We start from the raw sequence: 13,434 nt of genomic DNA on the forward strand, positions 1-13,434 counted from the left end.
CAACTTGCCAAAAACCCACAACAGTTGAGCCTCGCAATATGCGGAAGCTGAACCGGACAGCCGTGGGCTTGACCCGGCCATCCATCTTTTGTGGCAACTCCTTCCGAGGATGACGGATGCCGGGGCTTCGCCGCGCCGAAGCGGCTTCGGCCGCGCAGGCGGGTCAGGCCCGGCCATGACGAGCTACTAACTGGAAAGAGCTACTCAACTAACGACGACGCGTGCGATCGCCTGTCCTGATCGCGATTGCCCAAGGCGATTTCCCGGCTCTCTCCGCCGTCATTCCGGGGCGTGCGCAGCACGAACCCGGAATCCATTTCACGGCAGATGTTGTAGTCCGATGGATTCCAGGTTCGCCCTGCGGGCGCCCCGGAATGACGGCGGAGGTTGAAGAGCGGTCTCGGATCCCGACGGCCTGAAGGGTCCACGCGGGCTGAAGCTCGCGACGCGGCCTTCAGCGCGGCCGCGTCTCGACCACTACCCCTTCCGCCGCGCGGCCACCGCGATCGACAACAATGTCCGCTGCGCGATCGCCGCCGCCAACCCCGGCTGCTTGCGCATGTCGAGCGCGGCCGTCGCCAGCTGGTCGATGATCGGCAGCAGCCGGGCAGGGGAGAAATTGCGCAGTGCGACTTCCGCGCTCGGCTTGCGCGAGAAGTGCAGCCGGGGGAAGCCGCCTTCGAGGATGGACGAGACCGGCGTGCCGGAAGCGACGGCGAGCGCCGATTTGTGCAGCCATGCCGCATGTCGCTGCGCAGCGGAGATGATGACGCCGGGATAGGTGCCGGCGATCATCGCCTTGCCGAACTCGGTCTCGACAATTTCGGGCTTGCCGCCGAAGGCGCCGTCAACGATCGGGTCGAGCTTCATCTCCGAGGCGTCCGCGACCACGGCCATCACATGGTCGAGCGTCACCTCGCCTTCGCCATGGGCGAACAGGGTCAGCTTGCGCAGCTCGTTGCGCGAGGCCTGGCGGTCGCCCCCGAGCAGCGCCATCAGATAGGCGCGAGCGTCGGGCGCGATGCGCAGGGCCGCGATGCGCAATTCGTCGTCGATCAGCTTGGCGAGATCGCGCTCGGTGTCCGGGTAGCAGCCGATCGCGACCGCCGTTCTGGCCTTCTCGCAGATCTTGCGCAGTGGCGAATCGGGGCGGATGTCGCCGGCCTCGATCACGATGCGGCAATCCCGCACGTTCATCTCGCTGAGCGTCTCGACGCCGCTGGCGAAATTGCGCGACCCGGCGCGGACTCGGATGGCTCGCCGGCCGCCGAACAGCGGCACGGTCATGGCTTCGTCGACGAGGCGCGACGGCTCCGCGGCGAGTTCGTCACCATCGAGCCTGACCACGGAGAACGGATCATCGGGGTTGTCGACGGCCGAAGCGATAAGCGCCTCGGCGCGTTCGCGAACCAGGCCCGTATCAGGTCCGTACAACAGGATCAGCGGACGCGCGGCGTCCGGTTTGGCCAGGAAGGCATCGATGTCTCGTCCGCGCAGCGCGACCACGGCGATGTCAGCCGTGCGTCAGGTGCCCGCGGTGAAATAGGCCGCGAGCCGGGTCTTGATCTTCTCGGCGACCTCCTCGGAGGCGCGATCCTCGGCGTCACGGAAGGCCCGCTGCCGGGCGAAGCGCTGGTACGAGCCGGGGATGTCGTAGGAGGTGCGCGCGAAGGTCGTTCCGGTCATGACCGACTTGTTGGTCGCCAGCTCGACCAGATTGTACTGCACGTCGAGGCCGACATTCTCGGTGGTCGGCAGGCCGGTGGTCTGCGAGACGATCAGCGAGGACCGGCTGGTCTGCAATCGCAGCACCAGCTTGTGGGTCGGCGCCGTGCCGGTTGCGGTGCCGTACAGCTTGAAGGCGAGCGCGTTGCGGATGCCGACGCCGATGCGCGCCTCGGGCGAGGCGTTCGGCTTGTCGACCGGCGGCAGCTCGATGCCGGCAAGCTTTTCACGCAGGCCGGGCGTGCCGTCGGTATGCTCCGCATACATCGGCTGGAAGCAGCCTGCCGTCAGCGCGGCCAAAGCGGCCACGGCAACAAGCCGAGCAGCGATCCGAAACCTAGCCGACGACATTCACGATCCTCTTGGGAACAATGATCACCTTGCGGACGGGTTTGCCATCCAGCGCCAGTTTTACTGCATCGAGGGCCAAAACGGCAGCCTCAATTTCCGGATTCTGCGCGTTGCTGGCGACTGTGACTTCTCCGCGCTTCTTGCCGTTGACCTGGACGACCAGGCTCATGCTGTCCTCAACCAGCAAATCTCGTTCGATTTGCGGCCAGGACGCCTCCGAGATCAGCCCAGTGTGGCCCAGCAACTGCCAGCATTCCTCGGCCAGATGCGGCATCATCGGCGAGAAAAGCTGCACCAGGATCCCCGCAGCCTCGCGAATCGCCCAGGCCAGGTCGGGGGCCGGCTTGGCCGGCCGCGCCAGGACGTCGGCCAGCGCGTTGGCGAATTCGCGGATATGCGCCAGGCAGACGTTGAAGTGCAGCCGCTCGATGCCGCCGGTCACCTTGTCGAGGGCGCCGTGGGCCGCCTTGCGTAGCGCCAGCGCGTCGGCGCCGAAGGCGGCGGGACGGGGGGAGGGGGTTTCGGCGGACGCCGCGACCGATTCGTTGACCAGCCGCCAGAGACGCTGGACGAAGCGCGCCGCGCCCTGCACCCGCTCGTCGCTCCAGATCACGTCGCGGTCCGGCGGCGAGTCCGACAGCATGAACCAGCGCGCGACGTCGGCGCCGTAGCTCTCGATGATGTCGTCGGGGTCGACCGTGTTCTTCTTCGACTTCGACATCTTCTCGATCGGGCCGATCGTGATGTCCTCGCCGGTCGCGCTCAGCACCGCGCGGCGGCCATTGCCGCCAACCTCGATCTTGACCTCGGCCGGGTTCACATAAGTGCCGTCGGCCTTCTGGTAGGTCTCGTGCACCACCATGCCCTGCGTGAACATGCCGGCGAACGGCTCGTCCATGGCGACGTGCCCGGTGGCCTTCATCGCGCGGGTGAAGAAGCGGCTGTAGAGCAGATGCAGGATCGCGTGCTCGACGCCGCCGATATACTGGTCGACCGGCATCATCCGGTTGGCCACCGCCGGCGTGGTCGGCGAGGTCTCGTTCCACGGATCGGTGAAGCGCGCGAAGTACCAGGACGAGTCCACGAAGGTGTCCATGGTATCGGTTTCGCGCGTCGCCTTGCCCCCGCATGTCGGGCAAGTGACGTGCTTCCAGGTCGGATGGTGATCGAGCGCATTGCCTGGCTTGTCGAAGCTGACGTCGTCCGGCAGCACCACCGGCAGGTCCTTCGGCGGTACCGGCACGACGTCGCACTTGGCGCAGTGGATCACCGGGATCGGACAGCCCCAGTAGCGCTGCCGGGAGATGCCCCAGTCGCGCAGGCGGAAATTGACCTGGCGCTCGCCGACGGCAGCGCCGCCACGCTGCTCGGTCTCCAGCCGCTTGGCGACCTCGTCCTTGGCCTGCGCGATCGTCATGCCGTCGAGGAAGCGCGAATTGATCAGCCGGCCGTCGCCGTCGAAGGCGGTGTCGGTGATGACGAAGCTCGCCGGGTCCTGGCCCTCGGGGCAGACCACCGGGACATTGCCGAGGCCGTATTTGTTGACGAAGTCGAGGTCGCGCTGGTCGTGCGCCGGACAGCCGAAGATGGCGCCGGTGCCGTATTCCATCAGCACGAAGTTCGCGACATAGACCGGCAAGGTCCAGCTGGGGTCGAAAGGGTGCACGGCGCGGATGCCGGTGTCGAAGCCCTGCTTCTCCGCGGTGTCGATCGCTTCCTGCGCGGTTCCGATCCGCTTGATCTCGGCGATGAACGCGGCGAGCTCCGGGTTCTTGGCGGCCGCGGCTTGCGCCAGCGGATGGTCCGCCGAGATCGCCATGAACTTGGCGCCGAACAGCGTGTCGGGCCGCGTCGTGAAGATCTTCAATTCGGTCTCGCCCGCCGGCGTCGTCTTGGGATCCAGCGCAAAGCGGATCAGCAGGCCTTCGGAGCGGCCGATCCAGTTCCGCTGCATCAGCCGGACCTTGTCGGGCCAGCGGTCGAGACCATCGAGCGCGTCCAGCAGCTCCTGCGAGTACTTCGTGATCTTGAACACCCACTGGTTCATCTCACGCTGTTCGACCACCGCACCGGACCGCCAGCCGCGACCGTCGATGACCTGCTCGTTGGCGAGCACGGTCATGTCGACCGGATCCCAGTTCACCTTGCGCTGCTCGCGCTCCACCAGCCCGGCTTGCATGAAATCGAGGAACATCTTCTGCTGGTGCTTGTAGTAGGACGGATCGCAGGTCGCGAATTCGCGCGCCCAGTCGAGCGACAGGCCGATCGAGCGCAGCTGCTTCTTCATCGCGGCGATGTTGTCGTAGGTCCATGCCTTCGGCGCGACCTTGCGCTCGATCGCGGCGTTCTCCGCCGGCAGGCCGAACGCGTCCCAGCCCATCGGATGCAGCACGTTGAAGCCCTTGGCGCGCATGAAGCGCGCCAGCACGTCGCCGAGCGTATAATTACGGACATGGCCGATATGGATGCGTCCCGACGGATAGGGAAACATCTCGAGTACGTAGTATTTCGGACGCGGATCGTCGTTCCTGGTGGCGAAGATCGCCTTCTCGTCCCACTGGCGCTGCCAGCGCGGCTCGGCTTCACGGGCGTTGTAGCGTTCGGATGTCATGGAATCGCTTATAATTTTCGAGGATTCGCGTCGTTTGAAGACGGCGGACTAGGCCACAAAAGCGGCAGCCCGGTCAATGGGGCGACAGATGATGATACCATTTTGGGCATCCGCTAAGCGACGGTAATCGCGAGTTTTTTTGCAGCCTCCGCCGGCTGTGTCGAAGGTCCGATTGAGGCACGGTTAAGACTTGAATGGGAGACTGAGTGCATACATCCAGGCATCAGCCCGCATCTGGGATCACTCCACATCGTGTCCGGCGCTACGTTCGACGAGCTTGACTTCGAGTACGCGACGACGGTCGCGGAAAAGGCCATGAAATCCATGGCTCAACAGCGCGTGCCACCGACGCCTAACAACTTCCATCTGTGGTTCAAGTACTCACTGGGCTCGGCGTCGGATCTCAAGCGCGCCGTCGACATCCTGGTCAGCAACAAGCGCAAGTTCGACAAGACCACCAACCAGGCGCTGTTCGACACCTATATCGGCCAGCAGGGTACGGAAGCGGCTGTCGTCCACAAAGTCTCGCAGCAGTTGCATGGCGTGATGGACTCCGCCAAGCAGTATCTGACGGCCGCGATCGCCGACAACCGCACGCACATGGCGGCGATCGATGGCGTCGCCGAACGCAGCGAGCAGGGTGTCGATCCGAAGATCCTGATCGAGAACTTGGTCAGTGAGCTCGCCCAGGCAACCGCGCGTGCGGCGAAACTCGAAGCGAGCTTTGCCGAGAAGTCACGCGAGCTCGACACCATCCGGGACTCGCTCAACAAGTCGGAGCAGCGCGCCCGCACCGACACGCTGACCGGATTGCCGAACCGGCGCGCGCTCGAAGAGTTCTTCCGCCATGCACAGGTCGAGGCGATGGAGCGCGACGAACCGCTCAGCATTCTCCTGATCGACGTCGACCACTTCAAGAAGTTCAACGACAATTACGGCCATGGCGTCGGCGATCAGGTGCTGCGCCTCGTCGCCAAGGCATTGCGCGAGCGCGTCCGCGACAAGGATCTTCCGGCGCGCTACGGCGGCGAGGAACTGATCGCGGTGCTGCCGCAGACCGACCTCGAAGGTTGCACCGTCATCGCTGAGCGCATCCGGCGCACCATCGCCGACTGTCAGTTCACGCGGCGCTCGACCGGCGAGGTGCTGCCGCAGATCACGGTGTCGATCGGCGTCGGCCAGTTCCAGTTCGGCGAATCGATGGCTGATCTGATCGACCGTTGCGACCGCTCGCTGTATCTCGCCAAGAAGCTCGGCCGAAACCGCGTGGTCACCGAGCTCGAGCTCGACCGGAAGCTCGCGGTCGGCTGATCGCTGGCCGCGGCGCAGCCCTATCCGGCGCGTGCCACGCCGCTCCTGTCATCCGCGACATCCGCGAAGCCATGCGCGATGACCGTGTTGCGGCCGCGATGCTTGGCCGCATAGAGCGCGGCATCGGCGGCTTCGATCAGGTCGGAGGGCATCAGCGACTCGTTCGGCCGGGTCGAGGCGACACCGACGCTCACGGTGACGCATCGATGCGCCGACGTCGCGTGCGGCAGCTCGAGCTCCAGCACCGTGGCGCGCACCTGCTCGCCGACCGCGAGCGCCTCTCTCGCACCCATGCCCGGCAGCAACAGGCAGAACTCCTCACCACCATAGCGGCCGGCGAAAGCCGTCATTGCACCGGCGATCTGCGACAGCGTCTCGCCGAGACGTGACAGGCAGGCGTCGCCCTCAGGGTGCCCATAGGTGTCGTTGTAGAGCTTGAAGTGGTCGACGTCGATCATCAGCAGCGACAACTCGGTGCCGGCCTGCTGCGCGCGGCTCCATTCGACGTCGATGCGGTTCTGGAAGCCGCGGCGGTTGGCGAGGCCCGAGAGCATGTCGATCGACGCCATCACCGTCAGCCGGTCATTGGCGGCGACCAGCTCGCGCTCGCGCTGGCCGAGTTTGGCGGCCATCGCATTGAAGGACTTTGCCAGCGGAACGAACTCCGACGGCAGATGCTTGGTGGTGACGCGCGCCGACCAGTGGCCGTGGCCGAAGCGCTTGGCGGTCGCGGCGAGCATGCTGACGGGCTTCACGATCAGCTTCTCGGCGGCGATCAGCGCGCCGAGCAGCACGATCAGGCAGACGAGGCCAGCCTGCAGATAGGCATTGCGGATCTCGCGGTCGATGGCGGCGGTGACGCGCGTCTCATCGATGCTGACGATCAGCCGCGAGCCGGTGTCGGCGATCCGGGTGAAGGTGATCGCGCGCTTGGAGCCATCCGCCGCCGTGAAACTCATCGTCTCGGACGGCTTGCCCGAGCTCAGCGCGGTCTCGGCAACGGCCGACAACAACGGCACGCTGTCGAGCGGCCGGCCGATCAGCTCGGTGCGGTCGGCGGGCGCCGCCAGCACGGTTCCCTCGCTGTCGATCAGCACCGCCGTGATGCCGGGACGGCCGCCAAGATTGCTCATGATCTTGGACATCCATTCCAGGTTCACGCTCGCCAGCATCACCGCGTCCGGCTCGCCGGTGATGGCGCCGACCGGATAGGCGGCCATGACGATCGGCACGTGCGACGGTTTCGACAGCAGGTAGTCGCTGAACACGAAATCACGTGATTCCTGGGCGCCACGGAAATATGGCCGGTCGCTGAAATCGAGCCCGACATATTGGTTGTTGGTCGAACACTGGATGCGGCCGTCGCGGCCGGCGATCATCAGGGTGCGGATCCACGGCAGGGTCGCCGGCAGGCTGGCGCGCATCATGTCGCAGCTGCGGCTCACGCCGGTGCTCGACGCCCGGACATAGGCCGTCGATTTCAGCACCGTCTCCACCGACATGATGACCTCGCGCTGCATGTCGGCGCTCTGCCGGGCGAGGCTGGAGAATTCCTCCGATGCGAGCGCGATCTGCCTTGTCCTGGCGCCTTCCAGCGAGCGCGCACGTTCCAGCATCAGCGGCGCCACCAGGATCAGGGCGAGCAGCGCCAGCCGGGCGCGGATCCCCATCAGCCGGTTCAGCTTCACTCTATTGCGATTGAACCGGATGCTTGGCATTTCTTCCCCCTACCCCCGGCCGTGGAGGGTAAGGAGAAGGGCTCAAGAACCTTTTCTCGAACTGCGTAAAATTGCAGCCAAACCCGTAATCTACCGACGGACGCCATCGTGCCTGATGAATCGAACGCCTCAACCTCGTCCTCGCCGTCCGCGCTCGCCGCCGTCGAGCAGGAGATTCTGCGGGCCTGCCGCGACGCCAAACGTGATCGCGGCTCGGTCACGCTGATCGCTGTGTCGAAGACCTTCGATGCCGACGCGATCGAGCCGGTGATCGCGGCCGGACAGCGCGTGTTCGGTGAAAATCGCGTTCAGGAAGCCAAAGCCAAGTGGCCGCCGCTGATGGCCGCGCATCCGGGACTCGCGCTGCACCTGATCGGGCCGCTGCAATCCAACAAGGCCAAGGAGGCGGTGGCGCTGTTCGACGCCATCCATTCGGTGGACCGGCCGAGCCTGTGCGTGGCGCTTGCCAAGGAGATTTCCGCCCAGGGCCGGCATCCGCAACTGTTCATCCAGATCAACACCGGCGAGGAGCCGCAGAAGGCGGGCATCGCGCCCGGCGACGCCGACGCCTTCATCGCCGCCTGCCGCACGGATTACGGGCTCACGATTTCAGGGCTGATGTGCATTCCGCCGGTCGACGAAGCACCCGGGCCGCATTTCGCGCTGACCGCCAAGATCGCCGCCCGCAACGGCCTCGCGCATCTGTCGATGGGCATGAGCGCCGATTTCGCCATCGCCATCCAGTTTGGCGCCACGCATGTCCGTGTCGGCTCGGCGATCTTCGGGCATCGCTGAAGAGGGTGCGGTCGCGGCAGGTCCCTACTCGAACCGCACCGATACCTGCCCCAGATCGCCGAAATCGGCCTCCATGTGGTCGCCGCTGTCGATCGGCAGCGGCGGATGACAGGTGCCGGTCGTGATCACCTGCCCTGCCCGCGCAGGCACGCCGAGCGCGCTGAGCTCGTTGACCAGCCAGGCCAGCGCGATCAGCGGATCACCGAGCACGTTGCGGCCGTGGCCGATGAAGGTCTCGCCACGCAGCGCGATCCGCGGCCGCTCCGCGATCAGGTCGCGGCTGCGCCAGTCGGCGGTGCTGGCCTCGCCCAGCACGAACAGATGCGCGCAGGCATTGTCGGCGATCAGTTGCGCCTCGCCGGCGCTGACGAAGTCGGCGAACCGCGAATCGGGAATCTCGATCGCGGGGTGCAGCGTGTCGACCGCGGCCAGCACCTCCGCGACATTATAGGGTGTCGGCCGGGGCGGCAGATCGCGTCCGAGGCGGAAGGCGAATTCCGGCTCGGCGACCCGCATCGCGTTGCCGGCCATCGACGCGGTGCCGCCGACCGGCAGCACCGTTTCGGCCAGGATTCGCCCGGCCATCGGACCGGCGACATTGATATGGCGCTGGCCGGCCTCGCTGGTCGCCGCAATCTTCCAGCCAAATAGCGGCTTGGGCGAGTGGCGCTCGAGCTCGGCCTGGACCGCATAGCCCTCTGCGCGGTCGCGTGGACGCAGCTCCGGCGGCAGCGCCGCCAGCTTCCGGCCTTCGCTCCAATGCTGGCGCAGGATGCCCGAGGCGCTGGCTGGCTGATCCGGTGCGCGCATGACGTCGTCCTCCCTTACATTATTGGATGACGATCCTGGTGCGCGGGCCGATCCTTTGCAACAGACGCAGCATCGCCGGTCGGGTCATGGCCACGCAGCCTGCGGTCGGGCCGAAATTCGGCCGCGCCAGATGCAGGAACACGGCGCTGCCGCGGCCCGCGATCCGCGGTCGCGTGTTGTGATCGATCTCGATGATGAAGTCGTAGAGATGGTCCTGGCGCGCCAGCCGGTCCCCGGGCCGGTCGCCGCGCAGCCGGATCGCCCGATTGTAGTGCCGGTCGGCCGGGTCCTCGCACCAGGCGTCCTCCGGACCGATCCCTCGGATCGGAAGAAAGGTCCGCGGACGCGGATGACGATCGGCCCGCCACCACAGCTGCCGGGGCCGGAAGGTCCCCCGGGGGGTGCCACCATCGCCCTCGCGCTTGTTGGCCAGGACGCCGCCGCGGCCGAGCGCCACCGGGATGGCATGGCCCCAGACATGGAGCCAGCCGCGCTGCCGCGACCCGGCTTTGGCGCGAATCAAGATTCGCGATGCTGGCATGCCAGGCTTCACCTTCGATAACGACATGAAACAACGTGCCTTTTCATTGCCACGGATTGCCCGGTAATTGCCTTAATGTCGGCAAATGGTCCGCCGCGAGGGTCGAACAGGACAATCATCTCAATCCCTGCTCAATTCTGGAGTAGAGTCCCGGGCGCTTGTGAATCGGTAACAGCCCCCTACTTCAAGACGGAACAGGGCTGATGAGCCTGTTTGCCCACCGTTGACGGCGCCACCCATCCGATCCCGCCGGCGCCACCTAGAGGATTGTACAATGGCCAATGCCCGCAAGATCCTGATCGTGGATGACGACACCGATCTGCGCGATGCCCTGATGGAGCAGCTCTCGCTGCATGACGAGTTCGAAGCCCAGGCCGTCGATACCGGCGCCAAAGGCGCCACCGCCGCAAAGGCCAATTCACCCGACCTGGTTCTGATGGACGTCGGCCTGCCCGACACCGATGGCCGCGAAGTGGTGCGGTCCCTGCGCAAGGGCGGCTTCAAGGCGCCGATCATCATGCTGACTGGGCACGATACCGATTCCGATACGATTCTCGGGCTCGAATCCGGCGCCAACGACTATGTCGCCAAGCCCTTCCGCTTCGCCGTGCTGCTGGCCCGCATCCGGGCCCAGCTGCGCCAGCACGAGGCCAGCGAGGACGCGGTGTTCTCGGTCGGTCCCTACAGCTTCCGGCCGGGCTCGAAGATGCTGACCGGCGCCAATGCCCGCAAGGTCCGCCTGACGGAGAAGGAAACGGCGATCCTGCGCTTCCTGTACCGCGCCGGCCAGCAGCCGGTGTCGCGCGAGACCCTGCTCCAGGAGGTGTGGGGCTACAATTCCGGCGTCACCACCCACACCTTGGAAACGCACATTTACCGTCTGCGGCAGAAGATCGAGAAAGATGCCGCGAATCCGGAGATTCTGGTGACGGAGGCCGGTGGCTACAAGTTGGTACCGTGATAGGTTCGGGGATGGCGGTTTCGCCATTTATGATGTTGGTTCCATTCAGCCTTCCCCGGGCCCTTGATGTCGATCGAAGACGATATTGCGCTTTTGGAGCGCGTCCCAACATTGCGCCTGCTGGGAAGCGACTCACTTCGCATGATCGCCATCGGCTCCGAGCAGCGTAACATCCAGAGTGGCGAGACCCTGTTCCGCGAGGGCGACACGGCCGATTGCGGCTATGTCGTCCAGCGCGGGTCATTGCGCATCAGCGACGAGGTCGGTGCCGAGATCGTCGCGACGCCGACCATGCTGATCGGCGAGCTGGCGCTGCTGGTCGAGATGCGGCGTCCGGCGACCGCGACGGCCCTGGAATATTCGACCGTGGTGCGGATCTCGCGCAGCCTGTTTCAGCGTGTGCTGGAGAGCGACGCCAAGGCTGCGCGCCGGCTGCGCGACGAGTTCGCCCACCGCGCCAGCCGAATCGCCAACGACATCATGGCGGCCGGGGCCAAGCTGACGTCGTGACGGGGCTGGCGGCCGCCCGAGGTCTACGCGGACCTCTTGCCGATGCAGCACGATCGTCTCGCTTGAGTTTGGCTCCTTCCCCGCCGTCATGGCCGGGCTCGTCCCGGCCATCCACGTCGTCCGGCGTGCTAAGAACGGCGTGGATGCCCGGGACAAGCCCGGGCATCACGATGTGGGGACAGGCGAATGACAAACTCGGCACTGACGGGTCTGTCTGGTCGCGCCGTCAAACGTCCAGCGTCACCGTGACCGGCACGTGATCGGACGGCCGCTCCCAGCTGCGGGCGTCGCGCAGGATCCTGAAGTCGCTGACCCGGTCCTTCAAGGCGCGTGACACCCAGATGTGGTCGAGCCTTCGGCCGCGATCACCCACGGTCCAGTCGGCGGCGCGGTAGCTCCACCACGTGTAGACCTTCTCCGACATCGGGATGCGTTCGCGGGCGACGTCGACCCATTCGCCATGGGTCTGCGCCGCCAGCAGCTTCTCGCATTCGATCGGCGTGTGCGACACCACCTTCAGGAGCTGCTTGTGCGACCAGACGTCGTGCTCATGCGGCGCGACGTTGAGGTCGCCGACCAGGATATGCCGGTCGTCGCCGCGCGGATGCAGCGGCTCGCACGCCTTCAGTTCGTCGAGGAATTGCAGCTTGTGCTCGAATTTGGGATTGAGCGCGGGATCGGGAATGTCGCCGCCGGCCGGCACATAGAAATTGTGCAGCACCAGCGGCTGGGTGAGCTGCGCCTTCTCGCCGAACGCCACCGTGATGTGGCGCGAATCCACCTTGTCGCAGAAGGTGCGGACGTTGGTCTCGTCGAACGGCCATTTCGAGATCACGGCGACGCCGTGATAGCCCTTCTGCCCGTTCAGTGCGACGTGCTCATAGCCGAGCCGCTTGAAGCGCTTCAGCGGGAAAGCGTCGTCGATGCACTTGGTCTCCTGCAGGCACAGGACATCGGGCCTGACCTGCTTGATGAGCTTGGCGACGAGGTCGATGCGCAGGCGCACCGAGTTGATGTTCCAGGTGGTCAGGACGAGACGCATGAGAATGGCGTCATAGCATGAATTGCGCCGATGTCAGCGATTCCGCCTTGCCTCTGACGCATCGGACCGATCGCGTTGGTTGGCCTGATCCCCAGCGAAGTGGGACGGCGCTTGATCAGCGCCGTTTGCTCTCGATGACGTCCCATACGCGGGCCGCGATGTCGGGTCCGCCGAGCCGCGAGATCGCCCGGATGCCGGTCGGCGAGGTCACGTTGATCTCGGTGAGGTTGCCGTCGATCACGTCGATGCCGACCAGCAATAGCCCGCGCGCGCGCAACTCCGGACCCAGCGTGTCGCAGATCTCGCGCTCGCGGGCGCTGAGATCGGTGGCCTGCGCGGCGCCGCCGCGCACCATGTTGGAGCGCAGATCGTCCGCCGCCGGCACGCGGTTGACGGCGCCGGCGAACTCGCCGTCGACCAGGATGATGCGCTTGTCGCCATGCTTCACCTCGGGGAGAAAGCGCTGGATCACCCAGGGCTCCTTGAACGTCACCGAGAACATGTCGAACAGCGAGCCGAAATTCATGTCCTGCGGCATGACGCGGAACACCGCCGCGCCGCCATGGCCATGCAGCGGCTTCATCACCACGGCGCCGTGCTGATCGCGGAAGGCGTTGATCTCGTCGAGGTCGCGCGAAATCAAAGTCGGCGGCATCAGTTGCGGGAAGTTCATCACGAACAGCTTTTCCGGCGCGTTGCGCACGCTCGCGGGATCATTGACCACCAGCGTCTTCGGATGGATGCGCTCGAGGAAATGCGTCGAGGTGATGTAGGCGAGATCGAACGGCGGATCCTGGCGCAGGAGCACGACGTCGAACGAGGTCAGCGCGGTCGGCTTCGGTTCGCCGAGCGTGAAGTGGTCGTCGACCTGGTCGCGCACCGTCAGCGCCTGCACCGGCGCATACAGCTCCTCGCCGCGCAGCGACAGCTTGTCCGGCGTGTAATAGCACAGGCCATGGCCGCGCCTCTGCGCTTCGAGGAGCATCGCGAAGGTGGAGTCGCCGCGGATGTTGATGCGCGCGATGGGGTCCATCTGGACGGCGACGTTCAGTTTCATGG

General features: G+C 65.7%; 12 protein-coding genes. 4 read left to right on the forward strand and 8 right to left on the reverse strand.

Annotation, left to right across the window (positions count from 1 at the left end; translation table 11 throughout):
- Positions 1–477: 477 nt before the first annotated feature.
- Genes holA through leuS form a run of 3 tightly spaced genes read right to left on the reverse strand, consistent with a single transcriptional unit; the run spans position 478 to position 4,687 of the window.
- Positions 478–1,506: a DNA polymerase III subunit delta gene (gene holA / locus ACQR2C_RS23680; RefSeq protein ID WP_315800887.1), complete on the reverse strand. Its 1,029-nt coding sequence runs from the start codon at positions 1,504–1,506 to the stop codon at positions 478–480.
- A gap of 18 nt (positions 1,507–1,524) precedes the next feature.
- On the reverse strand, positions 1,525–2,076 hold the full coding sequence (gene lptE / locus ACQR2C_RS23685) for an LPS assembly lipoprotein LptE (protein WP_315800888.1): 552 nt from the start codon (positions 2,074–2,076) through the stop codon (positions 1,525–1,527).
- Positions 2,063–4,687, reverse strand: coding sequence for a leucine--tRNA ligase (leuS, locus tag ACQR2C_RS23690; RefSeq protein ID WP_316238610.1), 2,625 nt, complete (start codon positions 4,685–4,687; stop codon positions 2,063–2,065). The genes lptE and leuS overlap by 14 nt, the downstream gene beginning before the upstream one ends.
- A gap of 324 nt (positions 4,688–5,011) precedes the next feature.
- Between leuS and ACQR2C_RS23695 the strand changes: the two genes are divergently transcribed.
- Entirely contained in the window at positions 5,012–5,998 is a 987-nt protein-coding gene (locus ACQR2C_RS23695) for a GGDEF domain-containing protein (protein WP_315800933.1), read from the forward strand.
- A gap of 20 nt (positions 5,999–6,018) precedes the next feature.
- On the opposite strand, the gene ACQR2C_RS23700 is transcribed toward ACQR2C_RS23695, so the two are convergent.
- Positions 6,019–7,716: a sensor domain-containing diguanylate cyclase gene (locus tag ACQR2C_RS23700; protein ID WP_315800890.1), complete on the reverse strand. Its 1,698-nt coding sequence runs from the start codon at positions 7,714–7,716 to the stop codon at positions 6,019–6,021.
- Between the two features lie 108 nt (positions 7,717–7,824).
- Between ACQR2C_RS23700 and ACQR2C_RS23705 the strand changes: the two genes are divergently transcribed.
- Positions 7,825–8,511: a YggS family pyridoxal phosphate-dependent enzyme gene (locus ACQR2C_RS23705; RefSeq protein WP_315800891.1), complete on the forward strand. Its 687-nt coding sequence runs from the start codon at positions 7,825–7,827 to the stop codon at positions 8,509–8,511.
- Between the two features lie 24 nt (positions 8,512–8,535).
- Here the strand turns inward: ACQR2C_RS23705 and ACQR2C_RS23710 are convergent, their stop codons facing one another.
- On the reverse strand, positions 8,536–9,321 hold the full coding sequence (locus ACQR2C_RS23710) for a 2-keto-4-pentenoate hydratase (protein ID WP_434882251.1): 786 nt from the start codon (positions 9,319–9,321) through the stop codon (positions 8,536–8,538).
- Positions 9,322–9,340: 19 nt separating this feature from the next.
- On the reverse strand, positions 9,341–9,862 hold the full coding sequence (locus ACQR2C_RS23715) for a L,D-transpeptidase family protein (protein WP_434882252.1): 522 nt from the start codon (positions 9,860–9,862) through the stop codon (positions 9,341–9,343).
- Positions 9,863–10,136: 274 nt separating this feature from the next.
- Between ACQR2C_RS23715 and ACQR2C_RS23720 the strand changes: the two genes are divergently transcribed.
- Positions 10,137–10,823 carry a response regulator transcription factor gene (locus ACQR2C_RS23720; RefSeq protein ID WP_315716813.1) on the forward strand — a complete coding sequence of 229 codons (687 nt, stop codon included), beginning with the start codon at positions 10,137–10,139 and terminating at the stop codon, positions 10,821–10,823.
- 66 nt (positions 10,824–10,889) lie between these two features.
- On the forward strand, positions 10,890–11,333 hold the full coding sequence (locus ACQR2C_RS23725; RefSeq protein ID WP_315716814.1) for a cyclic nucleotide-binding domain-containing protein: 444 nt from the start codon (positions 10,890–10,892) through the stop codon (positions 11,331–11,333).
- Between the two features lie 226 nt (positions 11,334–11,559).
- Here the strand turns inward: ACQR2C_RS23725 and ACQR2C_RS23730 are convergent, their stop codons facing one another.
- On the reverse strand, positions 11,560–12,375 hold the full coding sequence (locus ACQR2C_RS23730) for an exodeoxyribonuclease III (protein WP_316239402.1): 816 nt from the start codon (positions 12,373–12,375) through the stop codon (positions 11,560–11,562).
- Positions 12,376–12,490: 115 nt separating this feature from the next.
- A complete protein-coding gene (gene gshB / locus ACQR2C_RS23735; protein ID WP_316239401.1) occupies positions 12,491–13,432 on the reverse strand; it encodes a glutathione synthase in 942 nt (313 codons plus the stop codon).
- Positions 13,433–13,434 lie beyond the last annotated feature (2 nt).

This window comes from Bradyrhizobium sp. HKCCYLRH3061 (assembly GCF_051168015.1).
Taxonomy (GTDB): domain Bacteria; phylum Pseudomonadota; class Alphaproteobacteria; order Rhizobiales; family Xanthobacteraceae; genus Bradyrhizobium.

Bases quoted from the DNA above. Each gene is read 5' to 3' on its own strand.
- lptE (WP_315800888.1), bottom strand. From the start codon at position 2,076: ATGTCGTCGGCTAGGTTTCGGATCGCTGCTCGGCTTGTTGCCGTGGCC.
- leuS (WP_316238610.1), bottom strand. From the start codon at position 4,687: ATGACATCCGAACGCTACAACGCCCGTGAAGCCGAGCCGCGCTGGCAG.
- ACQR2C_RS23695 (WP_315800933.1), top strand. From the start codon at position 5,012: ATGGCTCAACAGCGCGTGCCACCGACGCCTAACAACTTCCATCTGTGG.
- ACQR2C_RS23700 (WP_315800890.1), bottom strand. From the start codon at position 7,716: ATGCCAAGCATCCGGTTCAATCGCAATAGAGTGAAGCTGAACCGGCTG.
- ACQR2C_RS23710 (WP_434882251.1), bottom strand. From the start codon at position 9,321: ATGCGCGCACCGGATCAGCCAGCCAGCGCCTCGGGCATCCTGCGCCAG.
- ACQR2C_RS23715 (WP_434882252.1), bottom strand. From the start codon at position 9,862: ATGCCAGCATCGCGAATCTTGATTCGCGCCAAAGCCGGGTCGCGGCAG.
- ACQR2C_RS23720 (WP_315716813.1), top strand. From the start codon at position 10,137: ATGGCCAATGCCCGCAAGATCCTGATCGTGGATGACGACACCGATCTG.
- ACQR2C_RS23725 (WP_315716814.1), top strand. From the start codon at position 10,890: ATGTCGATCGAAGACGATATTGCGCTTTTGGAGCGCGTCCCAACATTG.
- ACQR2C_RS23730 (WP_316239402.1), bottom strand. From the start codon at position 12,375: ATGCGTCTCGTCCTGACCACCTGGAACATCAACTCGGTGCGCCTGCGC.
- gshB (WP_316239401.1), bottom strand. From the start codon at position 13,432: ATGAAACTGAACGTCGCCGTCCAGATGGACCCCATCGCGCGCATCAAC.